This is a genomic window from Prevotella sp. C561, assembly GCF_000224595.1.
In the GTDB taxonomy this organism is placed as follows: domain Bacteria; phylum Bacteroidota; class Bacteroidia; order Bacteroidales; family Bacteroidaceae; genus Prevotella; species Prevotella jejuni.
This window is the reverse complement of sequence record NZ_JH114141.1, coordinates 197,216-215,088: the sequence shown is the minus strand read 5'-3', so window position 1 is coordinate 215,088 and position 17,873 is coordinate 197,216. Positions and strand designations below refer to the sequence as shown.

Here is a 17,873-nt window from a genome sequence, read left to right as displayed (position 1 = left end):
TAACATTTATTACATTCGGAGAACGATTATTATTGGAAAAGGATATCACCATTTCTTATCTTTGCGCCATAAAACCAAAAGAATATTATTTAGTATTACTAACTATCAGAAAGTCATGAAACAAGTATTGCGAGTAATCATGAGTCTGTTACTTCTGATGTATTGTGCTGGAGTTATGGCACAAACAGCAGATGTTAGCGGTAAAGTGATTGACGAACAGGGGGAACCTGTTATTGGTGCATCGGTGGTACAGAAAGGTACATCAAATGGTACTGTCACCGATATTGATGGTAATTTCACCTTTAAGGCTCCACAAAGTGCTACACTTGTAGTCTCCTATGTAGGCTATAAAAGTGTAGAAGTAAAGGCTGGTGTCGGAATAAAGGTACAGCTACAGACAAATGCGAGTGAACTAAACGAAGTCGTTGTTACGGGTTATACAACCCAACGCAAAGCAGATCTTACAGGAGCTGTTTCGGTTGTAAGCGTAGATGAATTAGCAAAGCAGAATGAGAACAATCCAATGAAGGCGCTACAAGGTAGGGTTCCTGGTATGAATATCTCTGCAGATGGTTCACCTTCAGGATCTGCTACGGTACGTATTCGTGGTATTGGAACTCTGAATAATAACGATCCTCTTTATATTATAGATGGTGTACCGACTAAGGCTGGTATGCATGAGTTAAATGGTAGTGATATAGAAAGTATCCAAGTTTTGAAAGATGCTTCTTCTGCTTCTATCTATGGTAGCCGTGCAGCTAATGGTGTTATCATTATTACTACAAAGAAAGGTAAGGAGGGAAGAGTAAACGTAGATATTGATGCTTCTATTGCGGCGTCAATGTATGCCCATAAGATGAAAGTTCTTAATGCGAAACAGTATGGACAGGTAATGTGGCAAGCTTATGTTAACGATGGTATGGATCCAAATACTAATGGTTTAGGGTATCGTTACGACTGGAGTTACGACGTACAAGGAAATCCTGTGTTGAATGGCATTAGCATGCGTAAGTATCTTGATGGTGCAGGAACAACACCTGCTGCTGATACAGACTGGTTTGATAAAACGACACGTACAGGTGTTGTTCAGAACTATAATGTAGCGGTAAGTAGCGGTTCAGATCGTCATTCGTCTTATTTCTCATTAGGTTATTATAAGAACTTAGGTATCATTAAGACATCTGACTTTGATCGTTATTCAGCTCGTATGAATACTGAATATAAGTTGATAAAAGATGTTTTAACCGTTGGAGAGCATTTTACGTTAAGTCGTACGTCAGAGGTTCAAGCACCTGGCGGCTTCCTTGAAAATGTTCTTCAGTTTAATCCTTCACTCCCTGTTTACACAGAGAACGGAACTTATGCGGGTCCAGTCGGTGGTTATCCTGATCGTGAGAACCCTGTTGCACGTCTGTATCGTAACAGTGATAATCGTTATGTTTATTGGCGTACTTTTGGTGATGCATACATAAATCTTCACCTTTTTAAGGGATTTAATTTGCGCTCAACCTTTGGATTGGATTATGCTCAGAAGCAGCAGAGATTCTTTACTTACCCTATAACAGAAGGAACGGTTGCCAATTCTAAGAATGCAGTTGAGGCAAAACAAGAACATTGGACAAAGTGGATGTGGAATGCTGTTGCAACTTATAATTTGCAAGCTGGTTTACATCGTGTAGACGCAATGGCAGGTATTGAGTTGAACCGTGAAGATGACAACTACTTCTCAGGTTATAAAGAAGACTTCCTGATTCTTAATCCTACCTACATGTGGCCTAATGCTGGTACTGGTACTGCACAAGCCTATGGTGGAGGAAGTGGATACTCTTTGGTTTCTTATTTCGGAAAATTGAATTATAATTATGCTGACAAGTATTTAGCTTCATTCACCCTTCGTTATGATGGCTCATCACGATTTGGTAAGAATAATCGTTATGCAACATTCCCTTCTGTTTCTTTGGGATGGCGCATTAATCAAGAGAAGTTCTTAAAGAGTGCACAATGGTTGAATGATTTAAAACTTAGAGCATCGTGGGGAGCAACTGGTAATCAAGAGATTTCTAACATCGCGCGTTACACCATATATGTTAGTAACTATGGAGTAAATGAAAATGGTGGTCAGAGTTATGGTACATCATATGATATAGCAGGTACTAATGGTGGTCGTCAATTGCCAAGTGGATTTAAACGTGACCAACTCGGTAATAATGACATCAAATGGGAAACGACCTATCAGACTAATCTTGGTCTGGACTTCTCTATGCTCAAATCTTCACTCTATGGAAGTTTTGACTGGTATTATAAAAAGACTAAGGATATTCTCGTACAGATGGCTGGTATCGCAGCTATGGGAGAAGGAAGTACACAGTGGATCAATGCTGGTGCTATGGAGAATCGTGGCGTAGAACTCAACTTGGGTTATCGCAAGTCAACCAATGGTGGTTTTCATTATGACATAGCAGGTAACTTTAGTACTTATCGTAATAAGATAACAGCTTTGCCAGCAACAGTTGCTGCCAATGGAACCTTTGGTGGTAATGGTGTGAAGAGTGTTATTGGTCATCCTATGGGTGCACAAGTTGGCTATGTTGCTGATGGCATCTTTAAGAGCCAAGATGAAATAGATAATCATGCGAGACAGGATGGTGCAAAACTTGGACGTATGCGTTGGAAAGACTTGGATGGCAATAATGTCATTACAGAAGCAGACCAAGACTGGATTTATAATCCAACACCAGACTTTTCTTATGGTCTTAATGTGTATCTTGAATACAAAAACTTTGATTTCACAATGTTCTGGCAAGGTGTACAAGGTGTAGATATTATCTCTGATTTAAAGAAGCAGACAGATATTTGGGCTGGTTTGAATATTGGTTTCCTAAATAAGGGTCAACGCTTGTTAGATGCATGGAGTAGTACCAACCCAAATAGTAATATTCCTGCGCTCTCACTCTCTGATAATAATAATGAGAAGCGTGTTTCTACTTATTGGGTAGAGAATGGCTCATACTTAAAACTACGTACTATTCAGTTAGGATATAATCTGCCAAAGAGTATGACGAACCGGCTTGCAATGCAGCGTTTACGTTTCTACCTCAGTGCGCAGAATTTATTAACTATACATAGTAAGAGTTTTACTGGTGTTGATCCAGAGAATCCAAACTATGGTTACCCAATTCCACTCAATATCACATTCGGTATAAACGTTACATTCTAACAATTATCATCTGACTATATAATATGAAAAAAATAATATATTCAGCACTTGTGCTCGCTACCCTTAGTATGACAAGTTGTTCAGACTTCTTGGATGAACATACTCCACAGGCAACACTAAGTGATGAGCAAGTAAAGGAGGCTAATCATGTTGATGAACTCGTAACATCAGCTTATGCCATATTTATTTCAGCAGAAGATATCAATTCTTCGTTTTCAATGTGGAATTATGATGTCCGCAGTGATGATGCCTATAAAGGCGGTAACGGAACAAGTGATGGAGATGTGTTCCATCAACTTGAAATAGAACAAGGAGTCTTGACCACAAACTGGAATATTAGCGATATGTGGCAAAGATTATACAATTGTATATCACGTGCCAACACGGCAATAGCTCTTCTTGAACAAGTCAATAGTACTGTCTACCCTCGAAAGGAAGAACGTTTGGCTGAGATGAAGTTCTTGCGTGCATATGGACACTTTTTGTTAAAGCGTTTGTATAAGAATATACCTTTTGTTGTAGACCCTAATCTTAAGTCAGAGCAATATAACATGCTTTCTAATCGTGAATATACGAATGATCAAGGTTGGCAAGTTATTATTGATGACTTGATGGAATCTTACAATAACCTTCCTGTTCATCAAGCAGACAAGGGACGACCAACAAAAGCATCAGCTGCAGCTTTCCTTACGAAGGTATATATGTATAAGGCTTATCATCAAGATAATGAGAACACGAATGAAGTTACAAGTATATCAAAAGACGATCTTTTGAAAGCTGTTCAGTTTAGTGATCCATCTATTTATGCTGCTGGAGGCTATGGCTTAGAGAGTGATTTCCATAATAACTTTAGGCCAGAACCACAGTTCGAGAATGGAAAGGAAAGTCTTTGGGCAATGCAATATTCTATCAATGATGGAACTAAGAATGGTAATCTCAACTGGAGTTATGGACTAATTGTTCCAAATATTCCTGGTGTAACAGATGGAGGATGTGATTTCTATAAGCCAAGTCAAAACCTTGTTAATGCTTATCGTACAGATGCTAATGGACATCCATATATCGGTACATTTAACAATCAAGACTATAATAAAGCAACAGATTATGCAGACCCACGTCTATTCCTTACCATTGGTATTCCTGGTTTGCCTTATGAATTTAACTCTAAGTTCATGATGGATAGGACTGCTACATGGAGTAGAAGTAATGGATTGTATGGCTATTATGTAACTTTAAAGCAGAATGTAGACCCAGAAAGTCCTTATCTGAAGAAAGGGGCATGGTGGGGTACATCAGAGAATCGTATTGTCTTCCGTTATGCAGATGTCCTACTTGAACGTGCTGAGGCTTTGGTACAGTTAAATGATGGACGTATTAACGAGGCAATCAATATCATCAATCAAATCCGTAATCGTGCTAAACAAAGCACAGGTGCTATCAGCAATTATCAGAGTGATTATGGTGTGAGAATGAATGTTATGCCATATACTGGAACCTACAGTCAGGTAGAGGCGCTTGATATTGTTAAAATGGAGCGTCGTATAGAGATGGGTATGGAATCTGAAAGATTCTTTGACCTTGTAAGATGGGGAGAGGCAGAACGCGTACTCAACAAGTATTATGCAGAAGAAGCTAATGACTGTTCTATCTATAGTAGTGCTCACTTCACTAAAAATAAGAATGAGTACTTGCCTATTCCATATGCACAAATAGCAGCTTCAAACGGACATTATAAACAAAATATTGGTCAGTGGTAAAGTATGAAAACAAATATAACAACAATATTCATTGCACTTATTGCTTTCTTTGCATTAGGTAGCTGCAGCGACGAGAATAATATTTCTGGTCTGCAATTAAACGGATTATGTTCAGTCGATTCTATCGTATTGGATAATTATAAAGGTGTCGTAGATCAGGCTTCACGTACAATCACTGTGCGTGTCCCTGAGACTTACGATGTCACAAACATGACTGTTAGCACACTTAAGGTAGGTGCTGGTGCATCAGTAATATCAAAGAGGGTGACAAACTTAATATGCTTACGGCTCAGGTGCTCAGTGTTAAGAATGGTGACGTCTTCCTTGATTGGACTATCAATGTGTTGAGAGATGAGGCAAAAATCACTTCTTTTAAGATTAATGGAACATATAATGGTGTTATTGATGAAGCGAATAAGACTATTTCTGTCTATGTGCCAAATACACTTGACCTCCATTCTCTAATCCCTACAATAGGTTTGAGCACAAATGCAACGGTTAGTCCATCTAATGGTATTGCAACGGACTTCTCTAATCCTGTTACATTCACTGTCACTAATAATACAGCTTCTGCAATCTATACAGTAAAAGTAACAGCTATTGGTAAGCCTACTGCAGTCTTTGTTAGTTTGCCTGCTTCGATGAATGAACTCAATTCAGAGGAATTAACTGCTTGTAAGTGGATGCTTCAGAATATTCCAAATTCATTATATGCATCATTTACTGATATTAAAAATGGCACAGTAGATCTTAGCGAGTGTAAAGTGATATGGTGGCATTATCATAAGGATGGAGGAGTAGATGGAAAAGAAGCTTTCGAAAGAAGTGCGCCTGAGGCTGTCAATGCAGCAGTTGCCTTAAGAGACTATTATAATAATGGTGGTTCTTTCCTCTTCACTCGATATGCAACAAACATGCCAGCTGAGATTGGCGCAGTAGCAAACAATGCTGCTCCAAATAATTGTTGGGGGCAGAACGAAGCTGATGCTGAGAAAGTAAGTGGTCCTTGGAACTTCTTTATTCAAGGGCATACGAGTCATCCTCTTTTCCAAAATCTTATAATGAAGAGTGGTGAGCCTAACGCTATTTATACTTGTGATGCAAATTACCGTATCACCAATTCAACTGCTCAATGGCATATTGGTACTGATTGGGGTGGATATGATAACTTAAATAAATGGCGTACAGAGACTGGAGCACAAGATTTGGCTTATGGTGGTGATGGTGCTGTCGTTGCATGGGAATTCCCTGCAACTGGAACAAAGGGCAAGATTCTCTGTATTGGCTCTGGATGTTATGACTGGTACAGTGTAGATGATGTCCCAGCCTTTTACCACAATAACATTGCCAAGATGACACAGAACGCATTCAACTATCTAATGAATCATTAAATAAAGTATAATTGATATGAGAACTATGATATATTCTCTCGCTCTCATCGCATCTTTATCAGCCTCACTAATGAGCTGTAGCGATGATAAGACCATGATAGAGGAAAAAGATTGGAATACAACAACTTATTTCAAGTCTACAGATGAAATGGGGCAAGCTACCTTTTATAAGCCAACTGTTGGATTTGTTGGAGACCCAATGCCTTTCTTTGATCCTAAAACAAAGAATTTTAAAGTTATGTATTTACAGGACTTTCGTCCTAATCAGGCGGGTACTTATCATCCTATCTGGGCTGTAGAAACATCAGATGGAGCCAACTACCAATCACTTGGAGAGTTGATTCATTGTGGTGGTATCAATGAGCAGGATGCGGCACTGGGTACAGGTTCTACTGTTTATAATGATGCTGATGGGTTGTATTATACCTTCTATACAGGTCATAGATATCAAACATCTTCTACCAATAATGGTGAGATGGTGATGATGGCAACATCATCCGACTTCAAAACATGGACTAAGAATCGTGTTTTCCGCTTGAAAGGTGATGATTACGGATATAGTAAAGATGATTTCCGTGATCCCTTTGTCTTCAAAGGTGACGATAATAAATGGCACATGCTTGTTTCTACTCTGAAGGGAAGTAAAGGTCATTTGGCTGAGTTTACATCAGATGATCTTAAGACGTGGACCCATGCTGGAACGTTTATGACCATGATGTGGGACCGATTCTATGAATGTCCTGATGTGTTTAAGATGGGTGATTGGTGGTATCTTGTTTATAGTGAAAAGCATTCAGCTATCCGTCGTGTGCAGTATTTCAAAGGTAAGACTCTTAATGAACTCAAGGCTTGTACACAGAATGATGCTGGTTTATGGCCTGATGGACATGAGGGATTCTTAGATAGTCGTGGCTTCTATGCAGGTAAAACTGCGAGTGATGGTCAGAATCGCTATATTTGGGGATGGTGTCCAACACGTCCAGGTAAGGATAATGCTGCTGTTGGTGCTGCTCCTAATGAACCTGAGTGGGCTGGCAACCTTGTTGTCCACCGTCTCATACAACACGCTGATGGTAGTCTTACCTTAGGAGAAGTAAAAGGGATTAGCGATAAATACGGCAAAAAACAAGAAGTAAAGGTTATGGCAAAGAGTGATAATGGTGTTGAGAATGTAACTGATGGCTATAAGCTTTCTGGTGATTCTTACCTACTTTTCAACCGTCTTGGCTATCACAATAAAATTACCTTCACGATAACAACTTCTAATAACTGGGATAAGTTTGGTGTCTCATTCGTACGTGGTACAGATTCTGAGAAGTATTATTCTTTGGTGGTAAATCCTGAAAATGAACAGACACGTAAGATAAACTTTGAGGAAGAAGGTTCTGCGGGTCGTGGTTTCATAAATGGTATTGATGGCTACAACTTCGCTCGTCCAACAGACAACGTCTATCATGTGACCATCTATACAGACAATAGTATAGCGGTAATGTATATTAATGACGTATGTTGCTATACTAACCGTATTTACGAAATACAGAAGAACTGTTGGAGTATTAATAACTATGGAGGTAACATTACCATTAGTAATCTCGCTGTAAGTCAGTATTAAGATTATAGTTCCTTTCTTCACTGAAGATAGAATAAATATATAGTTGAAATTTAGTCGTTCATTCCGTGAGAAATTGCCTATCATTGCAAATAATATCATTGAATGAGCGATTTTTCTTTCTAACTTATCAATAAAATGTCTATCTTTGTCTATCTGAAACTAAAAATACATATAAACAACCTACGATGAATAGAAAGATTAATTTATTGGCTTTTTGCCTTTTCATAACTACTACGCTTATGCATGCGCAATCATTCTTAAGTTCAAATCACGCAATAAAACGTGTGAAGACAACAGATAAGTATGTTCTTCTTCCAGTAGAGGAGGAAGAAGGTTATGCACATATTCGCGTTATCAAAGATAATCAAGTTGTAAAAGAATTCAATTGTAAGCTCGCCATCAATAAAACTGATTATAGCGTTCCACTCGATATCAGTGAGTATGGTGGTGATGTGTTGCTTGATATCCAGTTCTCAGGAGATAAGCGTAGTATCGGTTTAATCAATAATTTCGTTTGCTGGAAAGATATAAAAGCAACAAATATGTTTGATTCCAAGAATCGTGAAAAGTTCCGTTCTATCTATCACCATACTCCAGTCTATGGCTGGATGAACGATCCTAATGGTATGTTCTACAAAGATGGTGTATGGCATTTATACTATCAGTATAACCCTTATGGTTCGCAGTGGGAGAATATGACGTGGGCGCATAGTACCTCTACAGACCTCATACACTGGAAAAATCATGGAGAAGTGATACAACCAGATGCACTTGGAACTATTTTCAGTGGTAGTAGTGTCGTTGATAAAGAAAATACCGCAGGGTTTGGGAAGGATGCTGTTGTCGCTTTTTACACTTCTGCAGGAGCTGCGCAAACACAAAGTATTGCATATAGTACGGATAATGGTGAGACTTTTAAGAAGTATGTAAACAACCCAATTCTTACAAGTGATGTACCTGACTTCCGTGATCCTAATGTCTTTTGGAATGAAGAAGTGAGGCAATGGAATCTTATTCTTGCTGCTGGACAACAGATGAATATATATAGCTCAAAGAACTTGAAAGACTGGAAGTATGAAAGTTCTTTTGGAGAGGGATATGGTAATCATGGAGGTGTTTGGGAGTGTCCTGACCTCTTGAAGATGGGCGATAAGTGGGTGCTTATCTGTAACATTAACCCTGGAGGTCCCTTTGGTGGTAGTGCAACTCAATACTTTGTAGGCTCATTTGATGGTCATAAATTCACTTGCGAATCAAAACCTGAGGTAACAAAGTGGATGGATTATGGAAAAGATCACTATGCAACAGTATCGTTTAGTAACGCTCCTGATGGTAGAATTGTCGTTCTTCCATGGATGAGTAATTGGCAGTATGCTAATCAAGTTCCTACACAGCAGTTCCGTTCAGCCAATGGTTTGCCAAGAGACTTGGGGCTTTATAGTTACAATGGGGAAGATTATGTTAGCGTAAAGCCATCACCTGAAGTCTTTGCTGCCTTTGAGAAGAAACCGTCTGGACGCCTCCAACCTGCTGCTTATATAGAAGTGACCAATATTAAGAGTAATGCTTCTATAGTGTTAAGTAATGACAAGGGAGAACGAGTTACGATGGTTTATGATGGAAAGAATGCTACTTTCAGTATGGATCGTACAGAGAGTGGTGTTACTGATTTCCATAGTGACTTTAAGGCTAAGACGGTAGCTCCAACTAATGGTGTTATTAAATCAATGCAAATATTTATAGACCGTTGTAGTATTGAAGCTTTTGATACTGAAGGTAAAGTCGCAATGACTAACCTCGTTTTTCCGTCAAAGCCTTATGATAAGATAATAGTAAAGGGATGCAAAGTAAAGATTTATGAATTGAAGGATCAAAAGTAATAAAAGAAAAAATATTAATTCTGTCTATTAATTATATGTAATCTTGTTAGAGATATATTTGTTGATATTAATGAACGGAATTTCAAGGTTTCTTTCTACGTAAAAAAGTAACTTTGCAAGTATAATTAAAATAATAGAACTACACAAACTAAAAATTTAAAGATTATGTCGAAAACCAATAAACTCGCACTACTGCCCGTAATGCTTTGTTTCTTTGCGATGGGCTTCGTTGATTTGGTGGGTATTGCCTCCAATTATGTAAAGAACGATTTGCAACTGTCGGATTCAACAGCAAATGTTTTTCCGTCCCTTGTCTTCTTCTGGTTCCTCATCTTCTCAGTGCCGACGGGGATGTTGATGAACAAGATTGGGCGCAAGAAGACAGTTCTGCTCAGTCTCATCGTCACCTTGTTTTCATTGCTACTCCCCATCTTTGGCGAGTCATACGGGCTTATGCTCGTGTCATTCTCACTCCTTGGAATAGGCAATGCACTGATGCAAACCTCGTTGAATCCGCTTGTTTCTACCGTTATGAAGGGTGGGAACCTCGCTTCAACCCTCACCTTCGGACAGTTTGTAAAGGCTATCGCCTCTTTCATGGCACCCTATCTTGCCATGTGGGGAGCGCAAGCCAGCATCCCAGCCTTTGGTCTTGGATGGCGTGTCTTATTCCCTATTTATCTTGTAATAGGCGTTCTTACCACTCTCTTGCTCTTCTCAACTCCTATCAAGGAAGAGCCTATTGAAGGTAAGGCAAGTTCTTTCATACAATGTTTAAGCCTATTGGGTAAACCAATCGTATTGCTTAGCTTCCTTGGAATCATGTGTCATGTTGGAATCGATGTAGGTACTAATACCACTGCACCAAAGATACTTATGGAGCGATTCAACATGACTCTGAATGATGCAGCATTTGCTACTTCACTCTACTTCATCTTTCGCACGCTTGGATGTCTTACTGGTTCATTCTTCTTGCGAGTAATGAACAATAAGCTGTTCTTTGCTATTTCGGTATTGATGATGGCTGCGGCTATGGTCTGGTTGGGCGTTGGAACACGTGTTGGAGCAGTATATGTAGCCATCGCACTTGTCGGTTATGGCAATAGCAATATATTCTCTATGGTATTCGCCAGAGCCCTTCAGAGTGTGCCTGACAAGCAGAACGAAGTAAGCGGACTGATGATAATGGGACTCTTTGGAGGTACGATCTTCCCGCTCTTCATGGGCTTTGCAAGCGATGCAATGGCGCAACAGCTCGGTGCTGTAATCGTCATGGCAGTGGGCGTACTCTACCTCTTTACTTATATACCAAGAATGAACAATAAATAATACGGATATGAAACAGTTAATCGTTGGCCTCGGAGAGGCGTTGTGGGATTGTCTTCCTGAAGGTAGAAAGCTCGGTGGTGCACCTGCAAACTTTGCTTATCATACAGGACAGTTTGGGCATGATTCGTTGGCTATTAGTGCTGTTGGTAATGACGCCTTAGGTAAGGAAACACTCGATGAGTTCGATAAAAAGGGTGTAAACTACCTTATGCCAGAGGTGGATTATCAGACTGGAACGGTACAGGTGGAACTCGACAGTGAAGGTATACCTACTTATGACATCAAAGAGGGAGTAGCATGGGATAACATACCGTTTACTCCTGAGATTGAAGAAGCAGCCAAGAACTGTCGTGCGGTATGCTTTGGCTCACTCGCACAGCGCAGTAGTGTAAGTCGTCAGACGATACAGAAATTCCTTGAGACAACACCCAAAGACTGTCTAAAGATATTCGATATCAATCTTCGACAGAACTTCTATTCAAAGGAGGTCATCACGTCCTCGCTTCAACATGCTAATATTCTTAAGATTAATGATGAGGAACTTGTGACCATCGGTCGCCTCTTTGGCTATCCTGGTCTTGATATAGAGAACAAGTGTTGGCTCATCTTAGGGAAGTACAACCTCGATATGCTTGTGCTAACCTGCGGTGTTAATGGCTCTTATGTGTTTGCTCCAGGACACAAGTCGTTCTATGAGACGCCACAAGTAGAGGTTGCGGACACTGTTGGCGCTGGTGATTCCTTCACAGGGGCATTTACTTCTGCCCTCCTTGCAGGTATGCCTATCACCGATGCCCACAAGTTAGGTGTTGATTTCAGTGCGTATGTTTGCACACAGAATGGTGCTATGCCAAAGCTACCAAAGGAGCTGTTGGATAGAATAAAGTAGGCTTGTCCTTGTCTCTAAACCCAACACTATTTCCGAGTGAGATAATGACTCTTTCTTGCGCTTATCTCATTAGGTAAAGTGATAAGGACTTTTCGATAAAATAGTAAGTCCGAATTGATTGCGTGAAGTGTAACTTCTCTCGATTAATTCGGGCTTTTTTGTATGTTTGTCTTCCTACTATTTACGAGCAAATTATCCTGTTCTTTTCTATGTACTCCTCTTCTCTCCGAATTATTTTCATGAAAAAAAATATTTTTCTTCATGAAAAGAAATATTTCCGCTCACGTAAATAAATCTTTTTCTTCATGAAAATAATTCGGAGAGGGGCGTGAGTTGGTAGTGATAATCAACTTAAATAGAGTATAAAAGAGTTACTACAATTGTTTTGAAAATGGCAGAGGCAGGTGTTAAAGATAACGCAATAGAAAGTAAAAGATGTTTTTGTAGGCGCTTGTAGTTACTTTGTTTGATTTACCAAGTTAGTGTTTGTCAATTCGTTTTTTTATGTAAGTTTGTATGCTCATTAGAGTTTTACAGAACCTAAGGCTAAGTATAAGGAAAAGAAAATACCTAAGTATAATATTAATTATGAGTCTGAATCTAACAAAAACATTTCTGCCTATAGCAATATTGGCTTGTGGACAAGCAGAAGCAGTGGCACAGAGAAAACAACAAAAGCCTAACATTATATATATTATGTGTGATGATATGGGCTATGGCGACCTTGGTTGCTATGGACAGAAGTATATCCTTACGCCGAATATCGACCGTATGGCAAAGGAAGGTATGCGCTTCACACAGGCTTATGCGGGTGCACCAGTGAGTGCTCCATCGCGTGCCTGCTTTATGACAGGACAACATTCTGGACATACGGAGGTGCGTGGAAATAAAGAGTATTGGGCTCCGAGCAAACCTATCTACTATGGGAAAAACCGCGATTTCAGCGTTGTTGGGCAACATCCTTACGACCCAGAACATGTTATCCTACCAGAGATAATGAAAGACAACGGCTATCGGACGGGTATGTTCGGTAAGTGGGCTGGTGGCTACGAGGGGTCGGTCTCTACGCCTGACAAGCGTGGGGTAGATGATTTCTATGGTTATATCTGTCAGTTCCAAGCCCATCTTTATTATCCTAACTTCCTCAATGAGTATAGTAGGGAGCGTGGAGATAGTGCGGTAAGACGTGTGGTGATGCAGAATAATATTGATTATCCGATGTTTGGCGACCAGTATGCACAGCGCAAAGACTACTCGGCCGACCTCATCCACCAGCACGCCTTGAACTGGCTGAAGCACCAACAAAAGGGTAAACCCTTTTTTGGTGTGTTCACTTATACGCTTCCTCATGCCGAGTTGACACAACCCAACGACTCGCTTGTGGCCTTTTATAAGAAGAAGTTCTTTGAGGACAAGACGTGGGGAGGGCAAGAAGGCTCACGTTATAACGCCGTCGAGCATACCCATGCGCAGTTTGCTGCGATGATAAGTCGCCTCGATGCGTATGTAGGAGAAATTCTTCGTACATTGGACGAACAGGGACTTGCCGACAACACACTCGTCATCTTCACCAGTGATAATGGTCCTCATGAGGAGGGTGGGGCTGACCCAGCCTTCTTCAATCGTGATGGGAAACTACGAGGACTTAAACGACAGTGTTACGAAGGAGGTATTCGCATTCCGTTTATTGCCCGTTGGAAAGGACATATTAAGGAAGGAGTGACCAACGACTTGCCGTTTGCATTCTATGACCTCATGCCTACCTTCTGTGATGTGGCCGGTGTACGCAATTTTCAAAAACGCTATACAAATAATAAGAAGACTGTCGATTATTTCGATGGAATCTCTATTTATCCTACCTTGATGAGCGATGAAAAGGCACAAAAACAGCATACGCACCTCTATTGGGAGTTTGCTGAGACCAATCAGATAGGTGTTCGTATGGGAGATTGGAAGCTCATTGTTATTCGTGGAGTACCGCATCTGTATAACCTTGCGACCGACCTTCACGAAGATAAAGACGTGGCACAAGCATATCCAGAGATAGTCGACGAGATGGTGAAGATTATCTATCAGGAGCATGTTGATAATCCGCTATTCCCAATAACAATGCCGATGAAAAGGGAGAAATAAGACAGATACAACTAAAAACCATTCTATATGAATCAGAACATCGCAAAGGTAATCTTGCCGTTGGCGGCACTGTCGTGTGCTCAAGGTAGGATGCTTGCACAGGATACGGCACGTCCTAACATCCTTTACATTATGTGTGACGACCATGCTATGCAGGCTATCAGCGCATACGGTAGTCCTATTTCGAAGTTAGCACCTACCCCGAACATAGACCGTTTGGCCAAGCGAGGTATGCTCTTCCGCAACTGCTTTGTTGAAAACTCACTCTCAACGCCAAGTAGAGCTTGCCTGATGACAGGACTCTACAGCCATCAGAACGGACAAAGACAGTTGGCTGAGGGTATCGACACGACCAAGACTTTCTTCCCAGAGCTGCTGCAGAAAGCTGGTTACGAGACGGGTATCGTAGGCAAATGGCACATGATGTGTAGGCCGAAGGGCTTTGACTACTATCATATCCTTGATGGTCAGGGCAAATACTATAACCCAACTTTTTGCAAGACGGGTAACTATGGTAAGTATGAACAGGAGATGGGATATGCCACTTCGCTGACGACAAAGCATGCGATAGAGTTCCTTGACAATCGTGAGAAGGATAAACCGTTCTGCTTGTTGGTGCATCATAAGGCTCCACATCGCAGCTGGTTTGCTGAACCAAAGCATATCGGGATGTATGATGGGGTAGACTTCCCACTGCCTAAAACCTTCTGGGACAATTATGATGACCGTGGGTCGGCAGCAAGAACACAGAAGATGAATATAGAGAAGGATATGGAGTTAATCTTAGACTTTAAGATACCAGAACTCCTCGATACGTCGGATGTGGAGAGTATGGCGTCATACGCTGGTCTGATGGGCGAACTTGGACGTATGACAGCGGCGCAGAGAATGGCTTGGGATAAGTACTATATGCCAAGAAACCGCCGTTTCATCGAGGCAAAACTGTCGGGAAAAGAACTCGCTGTATGGAAGTATCAGAATTATATTCGTGACTATATGGCTGTCATTGCTTCGGTAGATGAGAGCGTTGGTCAGCTGTTAGATTACCTTAAGGCACATGATTTGGATAAGAATACGGTGGTTATCTATACCTCTGATCAGGGCTTTTATATGGGCGAACATGGATGGTTTGATAAGCGTTTCATGTATGAGGAGTCTTTACACACACCACTTATTATTAGTTATCTAGGTCATGTAAAAGAGGGAGTGGAGAACGCTGACATGGTACAGAACATCGACTTTGCTCCTACTTTCCTTGCTTTTGCAGGGGTGAAACAGCCTAAGGAGATGACTGGTAGACCACTGCAGCCGTTGCTTGCAGGCCAGAAACCAAAGGACTGGCGCAAGGACTTGTATTATCACTACTATGATTATCCTACTTATCATCTTGTTCGTAAACACGATGGTGTACGTAATGAGCGTTATAAACTTATCTATTTCTATGGAAAGGGTGGTATGCGTGCTGTGGAGGAGAATAAGTATCAGAAGATACCGGGTACGAGTGAGTATAATTGCTTGAAGTATTTGAATGCTACAAACTACTTCAATGACGACCCTGACGTGAGTTATTATGAACTTTACGACCTGCAGAGTGACCCCGATGAATTACATAATATCTATGGTAAGAAAGGTACGGAGAAGGTCACAAGGCAGTTGATGAAACGGTTGAACGACTATCGTAAGGAGTTGAAAGTCGATGAATACTAAACTCCTGTATTGTAGACTATTTGGGACGTAAGGGACTTCACAAAAGGAGTCTGCCAACGATAGCCATCGTGTTGGGATTTTATAATATGCGTGACAGATATTAGTATATCGAGTATCTATCCTGTTCTGTAGGAAAAGATAGGGAAAGAAAAAGGGATACACAGACTGTGTATCCCTTTGTTATAGCGTAGGTAATCTGTTCAGATACCACAAAATCAAATAAAGTTTAACCCACTGAAAGGTAAGATTAGAACCTGCTTAGAAGCTCTTTAACCATGCCTTCAAGTCCATCATCATCTCCTCATGATAGCGGAAGCCTATCTTGCTGCCCCAACCATGACCACCACCAGGATAAACATGGAGTGAACCACGAACGTCGTTGCGGTATAACTCGGTGTAATAGTTTACTCCATTAGCTGGTGGAACAGTGTCATCGTCGTCGCTGAGAGCGATGAAAGCGCGTGGAGTAACACGACTTACGTTCAAGTCAGCACTGTATTTCTTCTCGTCACGCTTGCTTGGGTTTTTACCAAGAAAGTTCATACGACTTCTGTCATGTCCGTAACCTTCCATCATAGTGATGACTGGATAGAAGAGAATCTGAAAGTTTGGCTTAGCCTCACCTTGACTCCTTGTAGCAATGGTTGCCGCAAGGTGGCCTCCAGCAGAGAAGCCCATGATACCGACGTCGTTACGGTTGATCTTCCAACTTGTTGCATTCAAGCGTACAAGCTTCATAGCTTGTTCGGCATCAGAGATAGGTACCTCTGGCTGACCATGGGGCATACGATACTTCAATACGACGGCTGCAATACCCTGGTTTTGGAAGAACTCGCCCCAATCGTAGCCTTCTTTCTCCATGGAAAGGGTCTCGTAAGCACCACCAGGACAGATGACGATAGCACGGCCAGTAGCCTGTTTCTCAGCTGGAAGGAACACACGTACCTTTGCAGAGTCGCTTTCGTCACCGTTATTGTAGGGTGGCCTACCATTATAGAGTTTAATGTCAAAGACGCTCTGAGCAGACATTGTCATCGTAGCAGTAGTCAACCCAATTACGAGAAAAAGTTTTCTTAAATTCATTACTATACTCTGTTTATTTGTTTTGTTCGTTTATTCTCTCCCTTTCTATGCTGTTCTGCACGGTAGATGAGTGACAGAAAACAGCACGTTGCAGTGAGTTGGAAGAGGAATAAAGCGTGTGATTTTGAACGTATAGATGCAAAGTTAACAAAAAGATACGATTTCAATAGTAGATGTTTAGAGTTTTTAGTATATTTGCAAGCAGAAATGATAAAAGGAGATAGGCGTAAACGAATTTTAATGATTTCGTATTACTGTTAACAAATCCTTTTTGGCTCGTTGTTGAAAGAGTAATCTCAGTACATAAGAATAATATACAATCTCAAGATGCACGTATTAGATAAGTTTCGATATTGCCCTGTTTGTGGAAGTAAACACTTTGTGGTACAGAATGAAAAAAGCAAACGTTGCGAGAGTTGTGGCTTTGAGTATTTCTTAAATCCAAGCTCTGCTGTTGCTGCGTTTATCCTCAATAAGGAAGGTGAACTGCTTGTAACACGTAGGAAATACGAGCCAGGTCGTGGCACGTTAGACCTTCCTGGTGGGTTCTGCGATATTGGTGAAACTATTGGCGAAGCATTGATACGTGAGGTGAAGGAGGAGACCAACCTCGATATTAAGGAGAAACACTACTTCTGTTCACTACCGAATAAGTATCGATACAGCGACTTTGATATCCCAACACTCGATGCCTTCTTTGTCTGTAAGGTGGTGGACGAGACGGCTCTTAAGGCTGCTGATGATGTGGAAGAGGCTATCTGGACGCCTTTGTCAGAGGTTCATACTGAGCAGTTTGGGCTCCGTTCTATCCGACAAGCACTCCATGATTTCCTGCAAAGAGAGCTCGAAAACTTAAAAAAGTAGAAATTTTGCCT

General features: G+C 40.9%; 10 protein-coding genes and 1 pseudogene. 10 read left to right on the top strand and 1 reads right to left on the bottom strand.

Features of this window, described 5'->3' with window-relative positions; translation table 11 throughout:
- The first annotated feature begins 115 nt into the window (after window positions 1-115).
- The 9 genes and pseudogenes from HMPREF0666_RS03715 (at window position 116) to HMPREF0666_RS03675 (ending at window position 15,915) form a co-directional block, all read left to right on the top strand.
- Window positions 116-3,217 carry a TonB-dependent receptor gene (locus tag HMPREF0666_RS03715; RefSeq protein WP_009010983.1) on the top strand — a complete coding sequence of 1,034 codons (3,102 nt, stop codon included), beginning with the start codon at window positions 116-118 and terminating at the stop codon, window positions 3,215-3,217.
- 23 nt (window positions 3,218-3,240) lie between these two features.
- Complete coding sequence (locus HMPREF0666_RS03710; RefSeq protein ID WP_042855954.1) at window positions 3,241-4,974, top strand: RagB/SusD family nutrient uptake outer membrane protein; 1,734 nt, start codon at window positions 3,241-3,243, stop codon at window positions 4,972-4,974.
- A 3-nt stretch (window positions 4,975-4,977) separates the two neighbouring features.
- A pseudogene (locus tag HMPREF0666_RS03705) lies at window positions 4,978-6,365 on the top strand (DUF4960 domain-containing protein).
- Window positions 6,366-6,381: 16 nt separating this feature from the next.
- Window positions 6,382-7,977: a glycoside hydrolase family 32 protein gene (locus HMPREF0666_RS03700; RefSeq protein WP_009010980.1), complete on the top strand. Its 1,596-nt coding sequence runs from the start codon at window positions 6,382-6,384 to the stop codon at window positions 7,975-7,977.
- Between the two features lie 185 nt (window positions 7,978-8,162).
- Complete coding sequence (locus tag HMPREF0666_RS03695) at window positions 8,163-9,857, top strand: DUF4980 domain-containing protein (RefSeq protein ID WP_009010979.1); 1,695 nt, start codon at window positions 8,163-8,165, stop codon at window positions 9,855-9,857.
- A gap of 165 nt (window positions 9,858-10,022) precedes the next feature.
- Entirely contained in the window at window positions 10,023-11,186 is a 1,164-nt protein-coding gene (locus tag HMPREF0666_RS03690) for an MFS transporter (RefSeq protein ID WP_009010978.1), read from the top strand.
- 7 nt (window positions 11,187-11,193) lie between these two features.
- Window positions 11,194-12,075 carry a carbohydrate kinase gene (locus tag HMPREF0666_RS03685; RefSeq protein ID WP_009010977.1) on the top strand — a complete coding sequence of 294 codons (882 nt, stop codon included), beginning with the start codon at window positions 11,194-11,196 and terminating at the stop codon, window positions 12,073-12,075.
- Window positions 12,076-12,663: 588 nt separating this feature from the next.
- Window positions 12,664-14,208 (top strand): arylsulfatase, encoded by a 1,545-nt coding sequence (locus tag HMPREF0666_RS03680; protein ID WP_009010976.1) that lies wholly within the window; start codon window positions 12,664-12,666, stop codon window positions 14,206-14,208.
- Window positions 14,209-14,235: 27 nt separating this feature from the next.
- Window positions 14,236-15,915, top strand: a complete 1,680-nt coding sequence (locus HMPREF0666_RS03675) for a sulfatase (protein ID WP_009010975.1) — start codon at window positions 14,236-14,238, stop codon at window positions 15,913-15,915.
- A gap of 258 nt (window positions 15,916-16,173) precedes the next feature.
- On the opposite strand, the gene HMPREF0666_RS03670 is transcribed toward HMPREF0666_RS03675, so the two are convergent.
- Window positions 16,174-16,998: an alpha/beta hydrolase gene (locus HMPREF0666_RS03670; RefSeq protein WP_009010974.1), complete on the bottom strand. Its 825-nt coding sequence runs from the start codon at window positions 16,996-16,998 to the stop codon at window positions 16,174-16,176.
- 327 nt (window positions 16,999-17,325) lie between these two features.
- Here HMPREF0666_RS03670 and HMPREF0666_RS03665 point away from each other — a divergent pair, with 327 nt between their 5' ends.
- Window positions 17,326-17,862 carry an NUDIX domain-containing protein gene (locus HMPREF0666_RS03665; protein WP_009010973.1) on the top strand — a complete coding sequence of 179 codons (537 nt, stop codon included), beginning with the start codon at window positions 17,326-17,328 and terminating at the stop codon, window positions 17,860-17,862.
- The last annotated feature ends 11 nt before the right edge of the window (window positions 17,863-17,873 follow it).

What these genes read in the sequence shown, in the direction of transcription:
- HMPREF0666_RS03695 (WP_009010979.1), top strand. Translation starts at nt 8,163, where the DNA reads ATGAATAGAAAGATTAATTTATTGGCTTTTTGCCTTTTCATAACTACT.
- HMPREF0666_RS03665 (WP_009010973.1), top strand. Translation starts at nt 17,326, where the DNA reads ATGCACGTATTAGATAAGTTTCGATATTGCCCTGTTTGTGGAAGTAAA.
- HMPREF0666_RS03715 (WP_009010983.1), top strand. Translation starts at nt 116, where the DNA reads ATGAAACAAGTATTGCGAGTAATCATGAGTCTGTTACTTCTGATGTAT.
- HMPREF0666_RS03710 (WP_042855954.1), top strand. Translation starts at nt 3,241, where the DNA reads ATGAAAAAAATAATATATTCAGCACTTGTGCTCGCTACCCTTAGTATG.
- HMPREF0666_RS03685 (WP_009010977.1), top strand. Translation starts at nt 11,194, where the DNA reads ATGAAACAGTTAATCGTTGGCCTCGGAGAGGCGTTGTGGGATTGTCTT.
- HMPREF0666_RS03700 (WP_009010980.1), top strand. Translation starts at nt 6,382, where the DNA reads ATGAGAACTATGATATATTCTCTCGCTCTCATCGCATCTTTATCAGCC.
- HMPREF0666_RS03675 (WP_009010975.1), top strand. Translation starts at nt 14,236, where the DNA reads ATGAATCAGAACATCGCAAAGGTAATCTTGCCGTTGGCGGCACTGTCG.
- HMPREF0666_RS03680 (WP_009010976.1), top strand. Translation starts at nt 12,664, where the DNA reads ATGAGTCTGAATCTAACAAAAACATTTCTGCCTATAGCAATATTGGCT.
- HMPREF0666_RS03670 (WP_009010974.1), bottom strand. Translation starts at nt 16,998, where the DNA reads ATGAATTTAAGAAAACTTTTTCTCGTAATTGGGTTGACTACTGCTACG.
- HMPREF0666_RS03690 (WP_009010978.1), top strand. Translation starts at nt 10,023, where the DNA reads ATGTCGAAAACCAATAAACTCGCACTACTGCCCGTAATGCTTTGTTTC.